22 protein-coding genes are annotated in these 19676 nt (G+C 39.9%); 1 reads left to right on the top strand and 21 read right to left on the bottom strand.

Going from position 1 to position 19676, the window contains the following annotated elements:
• A partial coding sequence (locus ACE1TG_RS12805) for a hypothetical protein (protein ID WP_375052779.1) occupies window positions 1–235 on the top strand: 235 nt, incomplete at its 5' end.
• Between the two features lie 158 nt (window positions 236–393).
• Here ACE1TG_RS12805 and ACE1TG_RS12800 read toward each other — a convergent pair.
• From ACE1TG_RS12800 to ACE1TG_RS12700, 21 genes are all read right to left on the bottom strand, one after another.
• A complete protein-coding gene (locus ACE1TG_RS12800; protein ID WP_375052778.1) occupies window positions 394–708 on the bottom strand; it encodes a hypothetical protein in 315 nt (104 codons plus the stop codon).
• A 180-nt stretch (window positions 709–888) separates the two neighbouring features.
• Window positions 889–1044 (bottom strand): hypothetical protein, encoded by a 156-nt coding sequence (locus tag ACE1TG_RS12795; RefSeq protein ID WP_375052777.1) that lies wholly within the window; start codon window positions 1042–1044, stop codon window positions 889–891.
• An 86-nt stretch (window positions 1045–1130) separates the two neighbouring features.
• Complete coding sequence (locus ACE1TG_RS12790) at window positions 1131–2453, bottom strand: DUF4179 domain-containing protein (protein ID WP_375052776.1); 1323 nt, start codon at window positions 2451–2453, stop codon at window positions 1131–1133.
• The gene (locus ACE1TG_RS12785; protein WP_375052775.1) at window positions 2429–2965 is read right to left on the bottom strand and encodes an RNA polymerase sigma factor; all 537 of its coding nucleotides are present in this window, start codon (window positions 2963–2965) and stop codon (window positions 2429–2431) included. Before ACE1TG_RS12785 ends, ACE1TG_RS12790 begins: the two co-directional genes overlap by 25 nt.
• Before the next feature lie 398 nt (window positions 2966–3363).
• On the bottom strand, window positions 3364–5112 hold the full coding sequence (locus ACE1TG_RS12780) for an acyl-CoA dehydrogenase family protein (protein WP_375052774.1): 1749 nt from the start codon (window positions 5110–5112) through the stop codon (window positions 3364–3366).
• 14 nt (window positions 5113–5126) lie between these two features.
• The gene (locus tag ACE1TG_RS12775) at window positions 5127–5906 is read right to left on the bottom strand and encodes an enoyl-CoA hydratase (RefSeq protein ID WP_375052773.1); all 780 of its coding nucleotides are present in this window, start codon (window positions 5904–5906) and stop codon (window positions 5127–5129) included.
• A gap of 1 nt (window position 5907) precedes the next feature.
• Window positions 5908–6786, bottom strand: a complete 879-nt coding sequence (locus tag ACE1TG_RS12770; RefSeq protein WP_375052772.1) for a 3-hydroxyacyl-CoA dehydrogenase family protein — start codon at window positions 6784–6786, stop codon at window positions 5908–5910.
• A gap of 69 nt (window positions 6787–6855) precedes the next feature.
• Entirely contained in the window at window positions 6856–8463 is a 1608-nt protein-coding gene (locus ACE1TG_RS12765) for a long-chain-fatty-acid--CoA ligase (protein WP_375052771.1), read from the bottom strand.
• Window positions 8464–9072: 609 nt separating this feature from the next.
• Complete coding sequence (locus tag ACE1TG_RS12760) at window positions 9073–10047, bottom strand: quinone oxidoreductase family protein (protein WP_375052770.1); 975 nt, start codon at window positions 10045–10047, stop codon at window positions 9073–9075.
• 26 nt (window positions 10048–10073) lie between these two features.
• Window positions 10074–10808, bottom strand: a complete 735-nt coding sequence (locus tag ACE1TG_RS12755) for a 2-phosphosulfolactate phosphatase (RefSeq protein WP_375052769.1) — start codon at window positions 10806–10808, stop codon at window positions 10074–10076.
• A gap of 6 nt (window positions 10809–10814) precedes the next feature.
• Window positions 10815–11891 (bottom strand): phosphotransferase family protein, encoded by a 1077-nt coding sequence (locus ACE1TG_RS12750; protein ID WP_375052768.1) that lies wholly within the window; start codon window positions 11889–11891, stop codon window positions 10815–10817.
• On the bottom strand, window positions 11884–12279 hold the full coding sequence (locus ACE1TG_RS12745; protein ID WP_375052767.1) for an acyl-CoA thioesterase: 396 nt from the start codon (window positions 12277–12279) through the stop codon (window positions 11884–11886). The genes ACE1TG_RS12750 and ACE1TG_RS12745 overlap by 8 nt, the downstream gene beginning before the upstream one ends.
• Window positions 12280–12301: 22 nt before the next feature.
• The gene (locus ACE1TG_RS12740; protein WP_375052766.1) at window positions 12302–12865 is read right to left on the bottom strand and encodes a TetR/AcrR family transcriptional regulator; all 564 of its coding nucleotides are present in this window, start codon (window positions 12863–12865) and stop codon (window positions 12302–12304) included.
• Between the two features lie 27 nt (window positions 12866–12892).
• The gene (locus ACE1TG_RS12735; RefSeq protein WP_375052765.1) at window positions 12893–13666 is read right to left on the bottom strand and encodes an SDR family oxidoreductase; all 774 of its coding nucleotides are present in this window, start codon (window positions 13664–13666) and stop codon (window positions 12893–12895) included.
• Window positions 13667–13684: 18 nt separating this feature from the next.
• Window positions 13685–14893, bottom strand: a complete 1209-nt coding sequence (locus tag ACE1TG_RS12730) for an acyl-CoA dehydrogenase (RefSeq protein WP_375052764.1) — start codon at window positions 14891–14893, stop codon at window positions 13685–13687.
• 150 nt (window positions 14894–15043) lie between these two features.
• Window positions 15044–15325, bottom strand: coding sequence for a hypothetical protein (locus tag ACE1TG_RS12725; protein WP_375052763.1), 282 nt, complete (start codon window positions 15323–15325; stop codon window positions 15044–15046).
• 108 nt (window positions 15326–15433) lie between these two features.
• Window positions 15434–16600, bottom strand: a complete 1167-nt coding sequence (locus tag ACE1TG_RS12720) for a TraB/GumN family protein (RefSeq protein WP_375052762.1) — start codon at window positions 16598–16600, stop codon at window positions 15434–15436.
• Window positions 16601–16699: 99 nt separating this feature from the next.
• Window positions 16700–17302 (bottom strand): YpjP family protein, encoded by a 603-nt coding sequence (locus ACE1TG_RS12715; RefSeq protein WP_375052761.1) that lies wholly within the window; start codon window positions 17300–17302, stop codon window positions 16700–16702.
• Window positions 17303–17421: 119 nt separating this feature from the next.
• Window positions 17422–18048, bottom strand: coding sequence for a cyclic di-AMP binding protein CbpA (gene cbpA, locus ACE1TG_RS12710; RefSeq protein WP_375052760.1), 627 nt, complete (start codon window positions 18046–18048; stop codon window positions 17422–17424).
• Between the two features lie 114 nt (window positions 18049–18162).
• The gene (locus ACE1TG_RS12705; protein ID WP_375052759.1) at window positions 18163–18705 is read right to left on the bottom strand and encodes a hypothetical protein; all 543 of its coding nucleotides are present in this window, start codon (window positions 18703–18705) and stop codon (window positions 18163–18165) included.
• Window positions 18706–19005: 300 nt separating this feature from the next.
• On the bottom strand, window positions 19006–19476 hold the full coding sequence (locus ACE1TG_RS12700; protein ID WP_375052758.1) for a DinB family protein: 471 nt from the start codon (window positions 19474–19476) through the stop codon (window positions 19006–19008).
• Window positions 19477–19676 lie beyond the last annotated feature (200 nt).

Below are 19676 nucleotides of genomic sequence, written 5' to 3'. Positions count from 1 at the left end.
TTGCCGGGGCAAGGAGGCTGAGGTCGTGCCCATGGAAAGCGAAGTATTCTGCCGGAACGAATTTAAGCACTCAACTATCATTAGAATAATAAAATATCTTCACTATGTCGAGGTTTATATCAATTACGTATTAGATTTAGCCATTGAAAATGAACGTTCCAAACAACTTATCCTGTTATTATTCGTCTTTAAGGTAGAAATTCTAGTTATGTCCCAGCCTCTTTTTCAATGTTAAAATTATTACTACTTATTCCACAATCGATTCCGATAATTGAATAAAAGTTTATAATAATGAACAGTTGATTGTACTGTGTAATTATAATTTGTCATTTTTTGGAGGGATCTATGAGGAAGATTATTTGGAGACGAAGAAAAAAGGAGTATAATCACTCCTTATTGGTTTTTTAGTATGCGTCTAAAGTCTTTTATTTCACTCTCATTTTTAACGGAACGAACTGCTAAAGTATCAATGACTCTTTGTTGGTCTTCTGAAATTTCTTTTACTTCATCAAATCTTTCATCGATGTGTTTAGCAACTTCTTCGATATATGGACCAACACGATTAATTGTGCTGTCTTTCAGCTGTTCTTGTCCATCTTTAAGATCATTCATATCTTTATCTAAGTTATCAAAGCGTTTTTCAAAACCATCCATTCTTTGATTGACCGTTTGAATTTCGCTGAGTATTTGCTTTAAAGTTTCTTCCATTAAAATCACCCCGATTTCTTTTCTATATTATAACACGGTTAGGTTAAGAAGAAATGATTAAATTTTAGTCGGGAAAAGTTGGTTCAGCTATACGTCCTTATAAGCAATATTAGCGCAATTCCTAATTAGCCCGTTTCTGGAGGATGCGTCCTAAGCGATTAACGCGCCCGATTATACAAACTAAGAAAGGTTGCTTTTATCCGCAATTGCCCAAATTCTGTCCATTCTTCTTTCGTCTACTTTTCGTACCTCTTTAACGTTATTTTTTTTGTCGAATATAAAGGCGATTAGTACGATGAGGGCTACTGGTGCTACTAAAAAGTATATCCAAATCAAGGTTTCCACCTCCCTCCTAACTTACTTTATGCATTTTGTATTTTCATCTTAAAAACTGAATCCGTTACCTTTTTTACAGGAGCCTTTTACTGTTCTTTCACAGGAATCTCAATTTCCAGCTCTTCTACAAATTGCGGTTTTCCATAAATTTTCGTGAAAATATCCAAATTCTTATCTTGGGGAACATCTTTAAACACTAACTGAAACTCATATTTATTATTTGTAATCCTTTCATAGACCGGTTCACTCCAGTAGTCTTTACCTTTATCGTCTACAAATTTCACCGCAAGATTACGGTAGGGAACATCCCCCAGTGCTTTAAACGTCAATTGTAAATCGTTTTTATTTCTTTGAACATTACTGACCTCCAATTTCCAGTCATCAGTCGTCACAATAGTTGCAGGGGCATCCTTCCAATTTGTTTGATACTCCTTAGCCTCAAAATCAGTATCATTCATTCTTGTTAAATATGGTTTAATCGTAATTGAACTAGGCGTTTTATCCAATGGCTCCAAAATTCCTTTATAGTCAAAATTCATTTCAGCGTTATCAGCACCATGGCTGCTGATATCTAATTGATCTATAATATTACCTTCATCATCTAAGACAAAAAATTTAATGTTTTTATTGTGATCAAACAACTTATCGTCCATCTTTGATTTATTTTCAAAATCCAGCATCAGTGCAGTTGACAAAGGAGTCAAAGATAACGCTTGGTAAGTAATTTCAATGTCCCCATATTTTTTCACTTTATCAAGAACAGTTTCCCTATTTTTGGTATTATGCTTAATATTTATTTGCCCAAACCAATCATCACTCTTTGGAAAACCCTTCATACCAAAAGTGAACTCCTCAGGTAAGTCAATACTAGGCGAAAACGTCATAACACCAGTATAGCTTCCATCCGCCATTTTGACTGAACGTATTTTCATACTTGGGACATTTAGAAAGGTATCATTAATATAAAAGGCATGAGGGAAGGCGTTATATGGCCGTTTTTCTTCGGGTAAAATACTGTCATAAGGATCCAATTTAAATTCAAGTGCAAAGCGATTGCCATCATAGATGTAATTGGTAAAGGTAGCCCTTTTATCGTCATATTCAAATACCTCATAAATTTCCGTACCCAATCCTTCTTTATCAGCATGTTGAACACCTTCGTCCCCAAACAGTTCAAACAATGAATCCATAAACGGCATCGACTTTAATGTGCTGGCTAGTGCAGGCGATATAAAAGTAGCCCCTGATATGAGTGAAAAGCCCAATACTGCCGCAATCAATCCATAGACCATTTTTGGACGCTTTCGCTTCTTTGGTAATTTCTCAAATGTTGTCATCAATCTATCTTCTACTGACTGTGGAGTCTCAGGGTTACTAAATTCCTTCATAGATTTTTCCCATTTTTCCATTTGGTAGCCTCCTTCTCCTCATAAAGGTTTCTGATTTTTTCCTTCGCGCGCTTAATCCTTGTCTTCACAGTATTTTCGGGAATTTTAAGAATCTGTGCTAAATCATTACTTGTCATTCCCTCAATATAAAACATCGTTAACAGCTGTGCTTGATCTTCTGGTAATAGACGAAGCATTTGGTCGATTTCCACTTGTAGATAGCCTTGTTCGGTGATGGGCGGTTGGTTCCAGTCCTTTAGTGTTGTAACTTTTTTGTTTTTACGTATGATTTGATATGACTCATTCATCACAATTCGTAACAGCCACGTTTTAAAGAAACCTGGTTCTCGTAAGGAATGAAGTGAACGATACGCCTTTAAAATTGCTTCCTGAATCGCATCGGCACTATCTTCTTCATTATGTAAAACCGACATTGCTGCGCGAAACATCAGAGTCTTATGTTCAACGATCAATCGTTCAAACGCTCGATTATTTCCTTTTTTAGCCTTTTTAAATTCGCTGACAACGTTCATTGTAGCCTCCTTTCCTGGATCTAATCATTAGATACAAAAAGTGGTGAAATAGTTTCAGGTAAGATTTCTGAAATAATAAATTCTATTTCCATGTTACTACCAATTGCTTACAAAAGGTAAATTTGATAAATAAAAAAGAGCAGATTCCTATTTGGAAAATGCTCCTTCTGTTTATCAACCGCAATTGAGGTATATCGACTTGAAATACAGGAAATCAACCGTAAACACGCGATATCAACTCGAAATACTAGATATCAACTCAAAATGCAATATATCAACCGACAAATCAGGATATCAACTCAAAATATGAGATATCAACCAACCCCGAAACAACGATTAAAAAAGCAGTTCAATCAAGGGTTTGTCTCCCCTGACTGAACCACTTATTTATCAAAAGATCAAAGGCTATACCCGTCGTTCTCATATATCTTCGCTGCAATACTTCTGTTTCGATCGATTGAGCCTGAGAAAGAATGACTCATGAGCATGGAATAAACCTGCTTTCTGATTGCATCATTATTTTCGAAAAGCTCCTGATCAAGCTGTCTTACGATGACTAGCACCTGATTAAATGCCTCTTCAAGTGATGTTTCCATCAGCATTTCCTTTAGCGGCGCTTCTCCTTTTGAAGCGATCTCTTTCTTGGTACGCAGCACTGCGGACTCGGATGCATACAAGTGGATAGCCACGTCTGATAGCTTCATGAGGACTTCTTGCTGTGTTTCCAGCTGTTCGCCAAACTTCTTACGGGCAAGCTCTACTAGTACAAGATACATCGCTCGTAAATCCTCAATTAGCTTTCCTTGTTTATCCTGGTCAGTGTGCTCCTCTTTTAACCGTTGAAATGCCTTCGTTACCGCTTGCTCGTAAGGAAGTTCTCCTTTCAGTGATTTTTTCAAAAACTGTCCGGTTAAGAGTAAGCGATTTACTTCATTCGTTCCTTCAAATATACGATTGATTCTGGAATCCCTGTATATCTGTTCAATCCGGTATTCATTGATAAACCCTGCTCCGCCGTGTAGCTGAAGGCCTTCATCAGCCAGGTAATCCAAGGTCTCCGAGCCATATACTTTACACACTGCACATTCCAGCGCATATTCTGATAAACCAGCCGCGACAACTCGTTTATCCGCTTCCTGGTCAAGTCCTTTCATTGCTTGCTCCAATAATGCAGACGTTCTGTATTGCATTGATTCGGACGCATAAATTCGCGCTGCCATTTTTGCTATTTTTTCCTTAGAAGCTCCAAAGTCAGCAAGTGCTTGCTTGAATTGCTTCCGCTCCTTAATATGGGTTACCGTTTCTTTTAATGCATACTTTGAAGCGCCGACACAGGCTGATCCAAGATTAAACCGTCCAAGATTTAAGACAGTAAACGCAATGATGTGTCCCCTGCCAATTTCTCCAAGCAGGTTTTCAACAGGTACTTCACAATCCTCTAAAATTACGGACCTTGTTGATGAGCCTTTAATTCCCATCTTTTTCTCCTCGGGCCCAAGCTTTAATCCCGGAAAGTCTTTTTCCACGATAAAAGTAGTGAACTTTTCCCCATCCACTTTTGCATAAACAATAAATGTATCCGAAAAAGAGGAGTTGGTAATATATATTTTCGTGCCATTTAAGAGATAATGTGTTTTTGCTTCGTTCAGGACTGCAGTTGTCTTCCCTGACATCGCATCAGACCCTGCTTCAGGCTCTGTTAGACAGTAAGCACCAATATATTCTCCACTTGCCAGTTTAGGAAGATACTTTTCTTTCTGCTCGGTTGTCCCGTAATAGGTGATTGGCAATGTTGCAATACAGGTATGATTGGAGTGTGCTACGCCATAGCTTCCAGTCCGTCCAATCTGCTCCCCGACAATACCTTTGCTAATCTTATCTAGTCCTAAGCCGCCAAATTCTTCTGGGATGCTGTGGGCAAGCAGTCCAAGATCCCCCGCCTTCTTCATCAAGTCAACGACAACATTAAACTGCTGTGCTTCAATCTCTTGGTGACGCGGTTCAACTTCTTTCATGGCAAATTGCTGTGCTGTCTTTTCAATCATCTTATGTTCGTCTGTTAAATCTTCCGGGAAAAACGCTTCATTCGCTTCTATCTGATTAACTAAATAAGAACCACCATAATTTCCGGTTTTAATAGTTGCCAAATTATTCACCCTCCCTATTGATGCTTAAAGTTCGCTTTTCTTTTTTCAATAAATGCCTGTACACCTTCTTTAACATCATCGGTTTGAAAGACATCCGTAAAGAGAGTTGCCTCCCGTTCAATGCCATCCTCTAAGGTCATGTCTAAACCTTCGTCGACAGCTTGTTTAATCCTTGATAGTGACTGGAGTGACTTATCAGCAATTTGATTAGCTAGTTTCATAGCCTTATTCAACCCATCACCAGTTGGAACAACATGATTCACTAATCCTATTTTCTCTGCAGCGTCTGCCGTAATCGGTTCGCCTGTAAACATAAGCTCTTTGGCTTTTGCTTCTCCAACAAGTCGGGGCAGTCTTTGGGTTCCACCGCCACCCGGGAATAAGCCAAGCTTTACTTCCGGAAGACCTATTGTCGTATGCTCCTCGGCAATACGAATATCAAACGTTAAGGCAAGTTCACAGCCACCGCCAAAGGTAAGTCCGTCAAGTACCGCAATTGTTGGCTTTGGCAAGTTGTCCAGATTATTTAACATGTTATGCATTTCCATCACACCTGAACGCATATCAGGATTTCCGATCATGTTTGGAAATTCCTTTATATCCGCTCCAGCCATGAATGCTTTCGTTCCAGCAGTAGTGAGCACAACACATACCACTTCCGGATCAGCCTCCACCTTTTCTGTAATCTCTTTTAATTCTTGTTGTACCTGTTGTCCCATTACATTTAATGGCGGATTATCAATCGTTATGACCGCGATACCATTTTCTTTTTTAAAGGAAACGAGTTGTCCCATTTTATTTCTCCCCTTTCGTATAGTCATACCAGCCCTTACCTGTTTTCCTGCCAAGGTTACCTGCTTTCACTTTTTCCTCTACTGATTTTGCCGGTTTGTCTTTTGGATCTCCTGTTTCCTGATAAAGCTGGAGGTTTGCGTAATATCCAACATCAATTCCAGACAGATCCATCAATTCGAAAGGCCCAATCGGATGTTTTAAAGCCTTTTTGGTTATTAAATCAATTGCTTCAAAGTCCGCATAGCCTTCCTCGTACAAGTAAAGTGCTTCTTTAGATATGGCAAATAGCAGACGATTTGCGATAAAACCATAGATTTCTTTTTCCAATAGCACTCCGGTCCGGCCAATCTGCTCGCAAAAATTCATTGCTGTTTGTGCAGTTTCGTCAGACGTTTGATCACTTTTAACCACTTCCACACAATCCATTACAAGTGGCGGGAAGAAGAAATGCATATTCAATACTTTATCAGGCCTTGTTGTAACCTCAGCAAGCTTGGAATTGACTATTGTTGAGCTATTTGTTGCCAGTATAGCTTTCTGCGGTGCAAGCTTTTCCAGTTCGGAAAATACTTCTCGTTTTACGTCCAGTTTTTCAACGACTGCTTCAATTACTAAGTCAGCATCCTTTACAGCCGCTTCCAGGCTTGTAGTCGTATGAAGACTGGCAAAAGCAGCATTTTTCTTTTCTTCGGTAATTTTATCTTTAGTGACCCACTTTGCCATGTGTCCTTCCAACTGCTCTTTCGCTTTGTCCAAGGCGCTTTCCTGAATATCCTGCAGATGTGTTTCAAACCCTCCGAGTGCACTAAGCATAGCAATTTGATGACCCATGGAACCTGATCCAATAACTGCAACCTTATGTATCGTTTTGTTCGTCATAGCCTTTCTCCTCCTTCGTTAAGAGAGAGCTAATAGAGCCACTCATTCCGCCCTATTAACTCCATTACCTTATTTCTGTAAACTTTCATCTCTAATTGCCCGACGTAAGATCTTTCCTACATTTGTTTTCGGAAGTTCATCCCGGAATTCGACTACTCGCGGTACTTTATAGGACGCCATATTTTCTTTGCAATATGCGATAAGCTCTTCTTCATCACATTGCTTGCCGTCTTTTAAAACAACAACCGCTTTAACGGTTTCTCCGCGATATGCATCAGGAATCCCAACAACAACCGCTTCCTGGACGGCAGGATGCTCATAAATAACCTCTTCCACATCACGAGGATAAATATTAAACCCACTTGCAATAATCAGGTCCTTTTTTCGATCAACAATATAGGCATAACCATCTTCGTCCATACGGGCAATATCTCCTGTGTATAGCCAGCCATCACGAAGCGTGTTAGCCGTTTCTTCCGGCATATTCCAGTATCCTTTCATTACCTGTGGACCTCGAATGACTATCTCGCCCGTTTCACCGACAGGAACTTCCTCGGTTCCCTCTGCTAAATCAACAATCTTGTAGTCAGTAGACGGGATTCCAATGCCGATGCTGCCTGGTTTTCTTTCGGCAAAAAACGGATTACAGTGTGTAACTGGGGCACTCTCAGAAAGGCCGTAACCTTCCAGGATTTTAGCGCCGGTTTTTTCTTCAAAAGAACGCAGTAATTCACCTGGCATTGGAGCACTGCCACTGTTACAAATACGTATACTGTCAATTCCATATTGTTCTGCCTTTGGATGACTTGTTAATGCTACATACATCGTCGGAACACCAGGGAATGAGGTTGGCTTTAAGTCCTTGATCGTTTGCAGCACTTCCTCCAACTCAAATCTTGGCAGCATGATACTCAATGACCCTGTGTAGATGGACAGATTCATACAGGATGTCATCCCAAACACATGAAATAGAGGTATTACCGTGAGATAGCGATCTTTCCCGGGCTGGATTTCATCTTTAAAATATTCATAGACTTGCATCGTATTCGTTAAAATATTTCGATGGGTAAGCATAACTCCCTTCGATCGTCCTGTCGTTCCACCAGTGTATTGCAGAACTGCTAAATCTTCTTTCGGATCGATTTCTACTGGCTCCGGTGGTCGTTGTGCTTGTTTCAGAAAAGCTGTGAATCCTATTGCCAAGCTATCTTCTGTGTCTCGTCCTTCCAGGTTTACTTTAATCACGCGCTTAACAGATGTGTTATCGATAATTTGGTTCAACACGGGAAGTAATGGTTCATAGATAACGATTGTTTCTGCCCCTGAGTCGGTTAATATATGCTCAAGTTCTTTTCCAACGAGCATTGGATTAACTTGTGTAACTGTTCCACCGGCTTGTAGCGTTCCATAATAACTTATGACGTATTGCGGGCAGTTTGGAAGCATGAGAGCCACACGATCTCCTTGACTTAGGCCATCTTGCTGAAGAGATGAAGCAAATGCTCCTGTTTGTGTACCAAGCTCCTTATACGTGATTTCTTTTCCATAAAAATAAAGTGCCTGATGATCCCCATAATTGGCAATTGCATTCTTTAGCATATCTGGGACGGAGTCATTGGGTATTTCAAGCTCCTTCTTAATATGCTCCGGGTAGTGCTTTAACCATGTTCTATTCATTAGTCTTCCTCCCCTTAATTTGATAACGCTTACATTTAACGTTATTCATTATTTGGACATTTTACGATAGGTTCTATCTAATAGATTCTTGCATCACAGTGATAATGCTGCTTTCTCTTGTCTAATGATGGTTGAGTGTTTAGATTCGTTCCGTCATAATACTTCGCTTTCCGCGGGCACGACCTCAGCCTCCTTGCCCCGGCAAGGGGTATGCCGACGTTGTCCGCAAAGGACGGTTTTAGTCGGCCTTCATTTAGTTGCTTCTTCCGGGGTCTTCGGAACGTGCTGTTCCCGCAGGAGTCTACGTATTCTGCCTCCACTGATAGAGATTTCCCGATTAATAAGTAGTTATATTCCATAAGATTAACGATTAGTTGAGCAATCCATAGCGCAGGAAATACACGAATACTCCTGTGGGAATAGCAACAGCTGAAGATCCCGCAGGAAGCGGTTTTTGCTTCCGAGGAAGCTGAAGCGTTGCCCTAGGTGCGCGAAGTGTATTTCCGGAGCGGTGTCATAGCACTCATGTATTTTCCACATAAAATCGCACTTTAAATTAACTACGAAGATTAACAACAAATTCTTCCAGAAAAGTACCTTACGATAATACTACGGAATTAAAACAAGTTTTCCTTTTGTTTTTCTTCCCTGCATTAAAGCATGAACGTTTGCGGCATCTGCTAATGGGTATGTTCCGCCGACCGTTAGTTTTAGCTCTCCTTTTTGTACATACGCTAAAAGTTCGCTTAAACTATCTTGAAAAAGCTTTGGCTTTCGCATGATTTGCGGCAGGAAAAATCCTACAACAGATTGATTTCGTTTCATTAGTGCACCTGGATAAAATTTTGCCTGTTCACCACTTGCTGCACCATAAATCACCAGACGGCCAAATGGCGCTAAGCATTCAACTGTTTTATGAAAAACTTCACCTCCTACCATTTCCAGCGCAACATCAACACCTTCTCCATCTGTTAATTCACGAACTTTTTCTTCCCAATCTTCTTTGGTATAATCAACAGCATGATCTGCACCCATCTGCTTAGCAAACGTCAATTTCTCCTCGTTACTGGCAGTGGCGATTACTTTTCCTGCTCCAAATAACTTTGCAAGCTGGACAGCCAACGAACCAACCCCACCAGCAGCTGCATGGACAAGAACGGTTTCACCTTCTTCTAATCGGCCCATCGTTTTTAAGATGTGATAGGCACTCAACCCTTGTAATGGAAGTGCGACTGCATTTTCATAATCTACACCATCTGGCACAGGAATAACTGCTTTTGCCGGTACAACTGCATATTCTGCATAGCCTCCAGATTCAATTAAAGCGACAACCCTTGCACCTTTTTGTATACCTTTTACATTGGAACCTACTTCGCTTACCACCCCGGCGACCTCTGCACCTGGGATAAATGGCAGATTGGTTGGTACTACATATTGACCTTCACGCCTGGCAGTGTCTGCATAATTAACACCAACTGCTTTCACTTCAATTAATACGTCATCTTCGCTGTATGCTGGCGCTTTTGTATCAATAACCTCCAGCACATCTGGTCCACCATATTCGTTAAATTGTACTGCTTTCATAACTATAGCAATCCTCCATATAAAATTTAGTCTTCTGCAACAATTGTTTTCCCGTCGAATAACCTTGGCACAACGGATAATATGCCCTTTCTGCTAACAAATTCCACTTCATTTTCAACACCATATGCAGCCATCATCTTTCCTACATGTGAATTACGAAGCACATTTTCCGCCTGATCACTTAAATTTTCATAAAACAACTTTGCTGCCATGGCACTGTCCGTTAGATCAACCGGTTCTTTGTTGTAGGTATTTACAAGCTGATCAATAAAATATCCCGCTCCATAAAAATCCTCTATGCAAAATGAATTGTTTGATCCGGAACAGACAACAACAATCGATTCATTGTCATATCTCTCAATTAAGCGACGAGCGACCGCCTCGCCATTTAACAAGGATGCCATATATACTTTTTTGGCAGACGCTGCTTTACGAATAGCTACGGTTCCATTCGTTGTTGACAACACCACCTTTTTTCCGGCTATATGGTTCTTAAGATATAATGGAACAGGGTCCAAAAACCCCTTATTCGTTATACCATCACGCTCTCCAACAAGACAAACATCATCATTTTTTATTGCTTCTGCTTCTTTTAACGCCTCCTTTTCATCCAATACTGGCGTTACCTGTTTTGCCCCATATGCCAGACACGTTGTAATCGTCGACGTGGCAAGCAGCACGTCAAACACGACCGCAATTTTATCCTCTTTCATTTGGAGATCATCGATTTCTTCTTTTTTCCAGAGAAGATGCACCTTCACAATCTGTCACACACCCTTTGAGGTATGCAACGCATATTGGATTAGGTTGGATACAAATTTATCAAAATGAGAAAATCTAGTATCATTTGTCTGGCCTTGTTTGTACCGGAAATATATCTGCTGACAAATTACTGCAAGTTTAAAGTAAGCGAATGTTTGGTAAAAGTGAATACTTGAGACATCGCGACCACTTTTCTTTGCGTAATCCTCGACAAACTCCGCACGGGTGAAGAATCCATCAATTACGGTCACAGGAGGCTTTCCAAGTCCTTTTTTCAATAATTCCGGATCACCTGCTTCTATCCAATAGCTCATGGCTGCCCCAAGATCTGCCAATGGATCGCCTACTGTTGTCATTTCCCAGTCAAACAATCCAGTCATTTCACTAAAATCATCGGAAAACATAGCATTGTTCAGCTTGTAATCGTAATGGATAATCGTTGGATCAGGCGATACCGGAATATTATCCGTTAGCCAGTTTGTTAACGCGGTTACCCCTGGTACATCATCAGTCTTTGAACGATCATACCGCTTAATCCATCCCTTCACCTGACGCTCCATAAATCCATCCGGCTTAGCAATATTGACGAGGCTGGTTTTCGTGTAATCAATTTGGTGCAGTTCTACCAATTTGTCGACCATTAGCTCCGAAACTTTGCGTCCCAGTGCATTATCATATGCCACCCCCTCAGGAAATTCGGTATCCAGTACAATCCCCTTTCTTCGTTCCATGATAAAAAAGGGGCTTCCAACAATATCTGTATTATCCGAAAACACATGAGGCTTTGGCGCTGTTGGGTATGATGGATGTAATCCCGACAACACCGTATACTCCCGCTCCATATCATGTGCCTTTGGGGCAACTGGACCTAACGGTGGCCTGCGCAAAACTGCTTCCCAGTCTTCAACTCGTAATAAATATGTCAGATTAGAGTGGCCAGCACCGAATTGTTCAACTTCAAGCGGTCCGTCCGGAACTCCTGCGATATTTTCTCGGATAAATTGCAATAGTGGACCTTTATCGAGTTCTTCACCATTCCGGACACGGATTGTATCTTTAAAACCGGATTTCATCTCAGTCATCTCCCTTCATATGCACCTGCAGCTTATCCTTGAATGAATCCGGAATTGCTATTGTTTGCTGTGCGTGTACGTCAACATAAACAAGGACTACCTCACCTCTTGCAATCAAATCCCCTGATTCACTCTCCGTCATCGTACTTGTCAGTGTTATACTCTTGGTTCCAATCTTTAATACCTCTGTGGCAACTTGGAGTGTCTTTCCAAAATAACCCTGCCTAATAAAGTCACACTTTGCTGAGACCAGCATAAAAGCAAAATCACCATTCTCAATATCAATTCCAAGCTTTTTCAAAAACTCAATTCTTGCCTCTTCCATATAAATAAAATAACTCGCATTGTTAATGTGTCCTAACAGGTCTGTTTCACTGACTCGAACTTTTATATCCAAAATATCCAGCCTAGCTCACCTCCTATTGCTCAATCCCTTTCAGGATCATATCTACATAGATTTCCACCAGGTCATCAATGGACACTTCTCCATCTGGCTTATACCACTGGTAACTCCAATTTGTAATTCCTAAGATCCCAAACGTAATCATATCCGTCCGCAAACCTTCACGGAATTCACCTTGCTGAACACCTTCATTAACCGTCTTTTCGATATTCAGGCGAAACTGATCCCGCTTCTTTTTAATATTTTCAATGTTTTCATTACCCAAATGCCTCACCTCACGGAAAAACACCCGTGCACTTGGCCCTTTATCAGCAATATCTGTTACCAGCAATCGGATTGTCCTGCTTAATTTCTCTTTTTGTGATAGATCTTGATTGTCCAAAATAAGCTGCTGTCGTTCTAATAGATTGGTAATGTAATCAGAGTGAATGTCCATTAACAGCTGCTCTTTACTTGAAAAATAATAATAAAATGTCCCTTTAGTTACCTCCAGTACATCGACAATATCCTGGATTGACGTCTGACTGAATCCTTTTTTCTCAAAAAGTATAATACTCTGCGTTGTTATCTTCTCTTTCATATTATATTCCTCGCTAGTTTGATATATTTATAAAGCATGTGCACCGCCATCAACTGATAGAATATCACCGCTGACATAATCCGATGCCTTTGATGCTAGGAATAATGCCGCTCCTTTCAAATCAGCATCACTTCCCAACCGGTTCAACGGTGTTCCTTCTAAAATTTTATCTTTTCCCGTATGAATTAACCCTTTTGACATTTTTGTTGGGAAAAACCCTGGTGCAATGGCATTTACGTTAATATTATGCTGTCCCCATTTTGTTGCCAAATCCTTTGTGAACGTCATAATTGCCCCTTTACTCGTATTGTAGCCGATTGTGTCCATGAATCGTGGATCTGTTCCACCAAAGCCAGCAACCGAAGCGATGTTGATGATTTTACCGCCTTCCTGCTCAATCATTACTTTGCCGACTTCCTGACTCATTAAAAACGTCCCCGTCACATTTACGTTCATGACCTTTTGCCAAGCTTCAATCGGCATATCGACAACAGGTGCGCCCCATGTAGCACCACTATTGTTCACCAGAATATCAATCGATCCAAAGTGTGCCTTTGTTTCATCAACTACTTTTTTAACATCGTCCTGATTTGTAACATCACAGCTGAATGCCAATGAATCAACACCGAATTTCTTCAGCTCCTCACTCATTTCCAGGCATGCCTCAAGTTTACGGGAGCACACGACAACATTAGCGCCTGCTTCTGCTAACCCTTGGGCAATTTGCGCCCCTAGTCCACGTCCTCCACCTGTAACAATTGCCGTCTTTCCTTCCAGCTTAAAAAGTTCTAGTACATTCATGTTATATCCCCTCCATAATTATGAATATTTTCGAAGCTCTAATTTGGCTATTTGTCTGCGATGCACTTCATCCGGACCATCGGCTAACCGGAGTGTCCGCGCATTCGCCCAATGTGCAGCCAGCGTGACATCATCGCTCACTCCTGCACCACCAAACGCCTGAATTGCTCGGTCTATTACCCGTAATGCCATACTTGGCGCAACAACTTTGATCATTGCTATTTCTGTTTTGGCTTCCTTGTTGCCAACCGTGTCCATCATGTAAGCTGCTTTTAACGTTAATAACCGGGCTTGTTCAATATCTATTCGTGATTCAGCAATCCATTCCTGAACAACACCCTGGTCTGCTAATTTTTTGCCAAAAGCCACGCGATCTTGTACACGCTTACATAAATCTTCAAGCGCTCGTTCTGCAGCCCCAATTAGCCGCATACAGTGATGAATGCGTCCTGGACCAAGTCTCCCTTGTGCAATCGCAAAACCTTTTCCTTCACCCCAGATCATATTTTCAGCAGGAACTCTAACATTGTCATATGTAATTTCTGCATGCCCATGTGGTGCATGATCATAACCAAACACAGGAAGCATTCGCTCCACTTTTACCCCTGGTGTATCAAGTGGCACTAAAATCATCGACTGTTGCGCATGCCGGGCAGCTTCAGGGTCGCTTTTTCCCATGACAATCGCAATCCTGCATCGCGGATCACCAGCACCGGACGACCACCACTTGCGACCATTAATTACATACGCGTCACCGTCTCTAACAACGCTTGATTCAATATTCGTTGCATCACTTGAAGCAACATCAGGCTCTGTCATCGAAAAACATGACCGAATCTCACCATTCAGAAGCGGGAACAGCCACTTTTGCTTTTGGTCCTCGGTCCCGTAGCGATGCAATACTTCCATATTGCCTGTATCCGGAGCATTACAATTAAACACCTCCGGGCCAATCATCGAGCGTCCCATAATTTCACAAAGCGGTGCATATTCCTGATTTGTTAATCCGCCTCCATATTCACTATCTGGCAAAAATAAATTCCAAAGCCCTTGTGCCTTAGCCTTTTCCTTTAATGTTTCCATAATTGGCGGAACAACAGCCCAGCGATTTTCCTGGTGATTCAACTGCTCATCGTAGACTTTTTCGTTTGGATAAATATGCTCCTCCATGAAGTCCGTCAGTTTCTTTTGCATATCGATAACTTTTTCAGCGTACGAAAAATCCATCTCTTCATCTCCTGCTTATTTATTAACTAACTAACCGGATAGTATGTTCAGAATATTATAATTAATTATAAATGATTGTCAAAAAAAATGCAATATAAAAACGCCAGACACAATTGGAATTAGTAATTGTCCTGACGTTGTTAGTTACGACTATTTCAAATGCTCTTTAAAAGCATCAATAAATTGTTGTGGGGATGATTTTACCGTATAGGAATAGACACCCTTAATTGTGTGTAGATACAAGAGGCCGCCTGTTTTACCTACAACCCGATATGACATATCAAGTACATTTTCAATCGAAAACTCGCGATGCTGTGTTACTATTTTCTCATCATACATATAGATGATACGTTCATACTCAACATCTCTTTGTTCGATACTGCTTACTTCCCGTTGAACTTTAACATACGGCTGTTTGGCAATTAAATACATGGATAACCTCCAGATATCTTGTGGGTTAGGAATTTATAAAATTTAAGCGCTGTGGATAACTGGACTTCCGAATCAGCGACGTCCAGCTCCAGCGCTTTTGTTCCTACGCTACAAGTTTTCTATGAATAATCGGATGACATCGGCTCCACCAATAAATGTCCCTAAAGAACTCCCCAAGTTTGCCAACACAACGACAAGCAGAATACGACTCACCTTATTATGCCAAAAACCCTTCACACTAAATACATCCTCAGAAATTGTTTCAAAGTCCGCTACATTTGGTCTGCGAATATAAGCTTGAACAATCCCCGCAAACCAGCCAGCAGCGATTAATGGATTTAGTGAAGTTATTGGGGCCACTACAAAAGCAGTTAGAATTGCAAGTGGATGTGCCAAGGCAACCGCTGCCCCGATCGCTGAAACAGATCCGTTCCACAACACCCAGCTTATCGTTTGCTGGACACCTGCAGATGGGTTTGCATAAAATGTATATGCAATAATTGCCAGAATGAGGATTGGAATTGACCAGCCGATAATTTTAGGGATCTTTGATTTAGGAGGTACCTCATCCAACCGTTCCAAATCATGTTCTTTATTTATTTCCTGTTTAATCCCAGGAACATGTGCTGCTCCTAATACAGCAACAATCTTCGTGCCTGGTGCCTCTTTAATTTTCTGGGATAAATACTGGTCACGCTCATCGATTAATGGCTTTTTCAGCTTTGGAAAGCTATCGGTAAACTCCTGCAGCATTGAATTTAACATATCCTGTGACTTCATTTTTTCCAATTCTTCTTCAGAAATTGTTTCTTTCGTAAAAATACTGCCAATAACTTGCATGAGCAGCATAGCTTTACCCTTTAGTCCGATACCACTCCAAATACGGGAAAAGGTAGTTTGGATATTCCGATCAGCTAGTACGAGGCCGGCATCATTCTCCTTCGCTGATTCAATCCCTTGAATCATTTCCTGTCCTGCATTTATACCAAACTGCTTTGCCATGCGTTTTTGAAAGGATGAGATAGCAAGGTTCATTAAAAGCAGGGTTGCTTTCTTTTCTTTAATAACTTTAAATATATCCATATCCTTCCATTTGTTACCATCGACAATTGACTTATATCGTTGTTCATCCAGTTCAACACAAACAGAATCAGGCTTTTCCGCTTCAATAACTTCTTTTACCTGTTGTGCACTATGCTTTGATACGTGCGCAGTTCCAATAAGTATTAATTCTTTATCATCTATATTTATCCTGGTAATGTTCTCTTCAGACATAAACTACCTTCCTTTTACAGCTTCATTAATCACTATACCCATTATATAATGATACCTTAGACAAACAAAAGCCTGGTGTGAAAACCAGGCTTTTTATCATTATGTCATCCATTTAGGCGGACTGTTTTTATCCCAGTAAATCTCACCAATTTCATGGTGGTTTTCAAAACCATCACTGCTTAAATGATAATGGAAATTAAACCAGTATCCTTCTAAAGGTCGGTTATCACGCCTAACATGGAATCGTGCAATATCTTTTTTTGTTCGATTATCATATATATTAAAAATCTTTTCTCCATGTCCCTGTGATGGCCGCTCCGTAATGTTGTAATAAGGGACTTCATCTTCTCCTGCTTCTGCCAAAATCATATTAAGGGATTCCTCAATTTTAGGCAAAATAGCTGTCATGAAATCGTCTTCCACATGTGTCACAATTCTAGGTCCCATTTTAGTATACGTTTGTTCTTTTGCTTTTTTGGTTATTTCATTAATGAGGATTTCTTCGTCAGAAATTTGATCAGGTTCCGTTTCATCACTGACCTCGGGTAAGGCTACGGAAACGACTTCATCAATATCCGACTTCGGTGAAATAGCCTCACTGCTTTCCTCTGCTTCGGTTTCCAGAGAAATTTGCGGGACATAGATCCCTAAGGTCATAATTGCGATAAGGATAACTGAAATTTTTCTGAACCATAGTTTCATAGAAAATATCCCCTTAAATGTACTCTATTAAATTTTACCATGTTAAAGAGAAATGTCTACATTATTCTCTTATTTTTTTTTGAACGTTTGTTGACAAAAAAGTGTGAACTGCAAGTAGATTAATTCAATTTCTCTACGTCTGTTACTGTGAAGTTATTTTTGTCCATATCTTTTTTAATGCTGTTTACCATTTGTTCGTCGGCTTCTTCTGGGAGTACAATACAAACTCTTCTAACGTATTTGGAACCGTTATTCAGCGAAATAACACTTTGCACATTGCAGTATTTGTTAACAATTTTAAGCATCTTTCTTAAGACCCCGGAGTATTCAAGCGTTCCAATCGTTAGGGAATAGCTTCCAATATTTGCTCCCCAGGCATTTTCCAGTACTTGAATAACATTTCCGTTTGTTAATATCCCAATAAATTCTCCTGAATCATCAATAATTGCAAGAAAAGGAAGACGCTTGATCGATGAAAATACCTTGAAGAATGGATCATCTTCTTTTACAAAGCCATCCTGATCAGAAACAAGCTCCTTCAAGGGTCCCTCGAGGGAATGTTCTCTTTCATATTCAAGTAAATCAACTTTGTAAATATTACCGACGTAGGTAGACCCTGATTCATCCAGCACCGGTATACAGCGATAACCAGTCTCCTCGAGTTTATCTAACGCGTACTTCATACTGTCATTTTCTTTCACAAATTCAACATCATGCTTAGCTACATAATCATTTTTTATAAGCATCTTGTCTACCTCCTAATTTCTCTTATACTATAAATAAAATAATATATTTTTACTATTTTCCTATATTTTCATTATAATATCAATAGTTAGAAAATTCAATTATTCATTAGTGGCCTAAAATACTGTGGAGTACTTTTTCCTGTACTTTTTGTCTTCTTCTTTTTCAATTATATTCAATGCTGTATTCTTTATTTCTTCTTCTTTCAGTTCGTCATACAAATTGCTAAGGTTTTTAATAATATCGAAGCGAATTAATGTATAGTTTTTTTCGGAAGTACAATTATCAAAACGATTAACAAGGTGCTTGATGACCATCTCTTTTTGCTCTGTACCAGCAAGACCTATCTTCCAAATTGATTGCAGGCTATGTCTGGCTGTCACAAATTTCTTATCTTTTGTCACTTCCCATACTGCAGCAAAATCATGTAACATCCTTTTTTCAGGGTCACTTTTAGCCAAGCTGCATAAAAACTGTGCAGCTCTTGCTCTTTGATGATTATTAGGATGCGTTAAATCATCCACCAATTGATCCCAAACCTCGTATGCCCAATCCACTTCAACTTTTGTAGCATCAATAATATTGCTGAAGGCCTCATATTGTAAGTTCTTATCATCAGACTGTAAATTCTCAAAATAAGTTTTTATCGTACTATCCATTTGATCTCTCCTTCAATAAGCAATCCTTTACTTAAGTATAGATGAAATTGTAGCTAAGATAAATGTTTAAGATAAGGGTAATTATTATGCATTACAAATTTTTGCATTCTTTAAAAATCGCACAAAATAGCGGAAAAGTATGCAAGCTGCAGAGGAGTTTGGAACACCTGGCATTCTGGTGGCAGGTGCAAAAATTGCTGGATTTCTTTAAGTGGCTGATGCTATGGTGCTTACCAAATAAATATCAACTAAGAAGGAGGCTGACATTAAAGTCAGCCTCCTTCTAATTTTACAGACCACCTATTTCAATTCTGAAGGATGCTTCATGAAAAATGGTACTGCTTTAACCCCCGCCATGCGAACGTATGTAAATAATTGACCTTTATGGTGTATCTCGTGATCAATTGCATTAGAAAGCCAGAAACTTCCTGGTGCAATATCTTTGTTGAACTCAACTTCATCTGTTAGTTGAGATTTGGAAAGAGATTTTAGATCTTGCTTGGTTGTTTCCGTATATTTCTTGAGAATTTCGCGTACATCACGCATTGTCTCATAATTTGATTCCTCTTGTGGAGGAGTGAACTTTCCGTTCTTCACCGTTTTAACAAACATGTCCATCGATGTAGCTATATGAACCGCCAAATCGCCTAATGATTTCGCGTTATCCCAAGGTTTGAACTGAACATGTTCATCGTCCACTAGTTCCAGCAACTCTTGCACTACTAGTCTATGTTTCAGCCAGCCATCAACAACTTCATCCATTGTACTCATCTATAATCCTCCTATATACGTTATTATCACACCTTCTATGCTACAATTAATTCATAGAATATCAAATAAAAAGCAATTTGATAATCACCCAAAAATATTCCCATCTATCAAAGTTAAAGACTCCTCCCACTACTTTCCACAACTCAATACGATGACTTTGTGTTTATGTAATTTTTTAATCGGGAATTCTATCTATAAAA

Source organism: Virgibacillus sp. JSM 102003 (assembly GCF_041949995.1).
Lineage (GTDB): Bacteria > Bacillota > Bacilli > Bacillales > Amphibacillaceae > Lentibacillus.
Note: the sequence above shows the minus strand (reverse complement) of the source record. Positions and strands in the feature narration are given on the sequence as shown.

Bases quoted from the DNA above. Each gene is read 5' to 3' on its own strand.
- ACE1TG_RS12800 (WP_375052778.1), bottom strand. From the start codon at position 708: ATGGAAGAAACTTTAAAGCAAATACTCAGCGAAATTCAAACGGTCAAT.
- ACE1TG_RS12790 (WP_375052776.1), bottom strand. From the start codon at position 2,453: ATGGAAAAATGGGAAAAATCTATGAAGGAATTTAGTAACCCTGAGACT.
- ACE1TG_RS12785 (WP_375052775.1), bottom strand. From the start codon at position 2,965: ATGAACGTTGTCAGCGAATTTAAAAAGGCTAAAAAAGGAAATAATCGA.
- ACE1TG_RS12775 (WP_375052773.1), bottom strand. From the start codon at position 5,906: ATGGGACAACTCGTTTCCTTTAAAAAAGAAAATGGTATCGCGGTCATA.
- ACE1TG_RS12770 (WP_375052772.1), bottom strand. From the start codon at position 6,786: ATGACGAACAAAACGATACATAAGGTTGCAGTTATTGGATCAGGTTCC.
- ACE1TG_RS12765 (WP_375052771.1), bottom strand. From the start codon at position 8,463: ATGAATAGAACATGGTTAAAGCACTACCCGGAGCATATTAAGAAGGAG.
- ACE1TG_RS12760 (WP_375052770.1), bottom strand. From the start codon at position 10,047: ATGAAAGCAGTACAATTTAACGAATATGGTGGACCAGATGTGCTGGAG.
- ACE1TG_RS12750 (WP_375052768.1), bottom strand. From the start codon at position 11,891: ATGACTGAGATGAAATCCGGTTTTAAAGATACAATCCGTGTCCGGAAT.
- ACE1TG_RS12740 (WP_375052766.1), bottom strand. From the start codon at position 12,865: ATGAAAGAGAAGATAACAACGCAGAGTATTATACTTTTTGAGAAAAAA.
- ACE1TG_RS12735 (WP_375052765.1), bottom strand. From the start codon at position 13,666: ATGAATGTACTAGAACTTTTTAAGCTGGAAGGAAAGACGGCAATTGTT.
- ACE1TG_RS12730 (WP_375052764.1), bottom strand. From the start codon at position 14,893: ATGGATTTTTCGTACGCTGAAAAAGTTATCGATATGCAAAAGAAACTG.
- ACE1TG_RS12725 (WP_375052763.1), bottom strand. From the start codon at position 15,325: ATGTATTTAATTGCCAAACAGCCGTATGTTAAAGTTCAACGGGAAGTA.
- ACE1TG_RS12720 (WP_375052762.1), bottom strand. From the start codon at position 16,600: ATGTCTGAAGAGAACATTACCAGGATAAATATAGATGATAAAGAATTA.
- ACE1TG_RS12715 (WP_375052761.1), bottom strand. From the start codon at position 17,302: ATGAAACTATGGTTCAGAAAAATTTCAGTTATCCTTATCGCAATTATG.
- cbpA (WP_375052760.1), bottom strand. From the start codon at position 18,048: ATGCTTATAAAAAATGATTATGTAGCTAAGCATGATGTTGAATTTGTG.
- ACE1TG_RS12705 (WP_375052759.1), bottom strand. From the start codon at position 18,705: ATGGATAGTACGATAAAAACTTATTTTGAGAATTTACAGTCTGATGAT.
- ACE1TG_RS12700 (WP_375052758.1), bottom strand. From the start codon at position 19,476: ATGAGTACAATGGATGAAGTTGTTGATGGCTGGCTGAAACATAGACTA.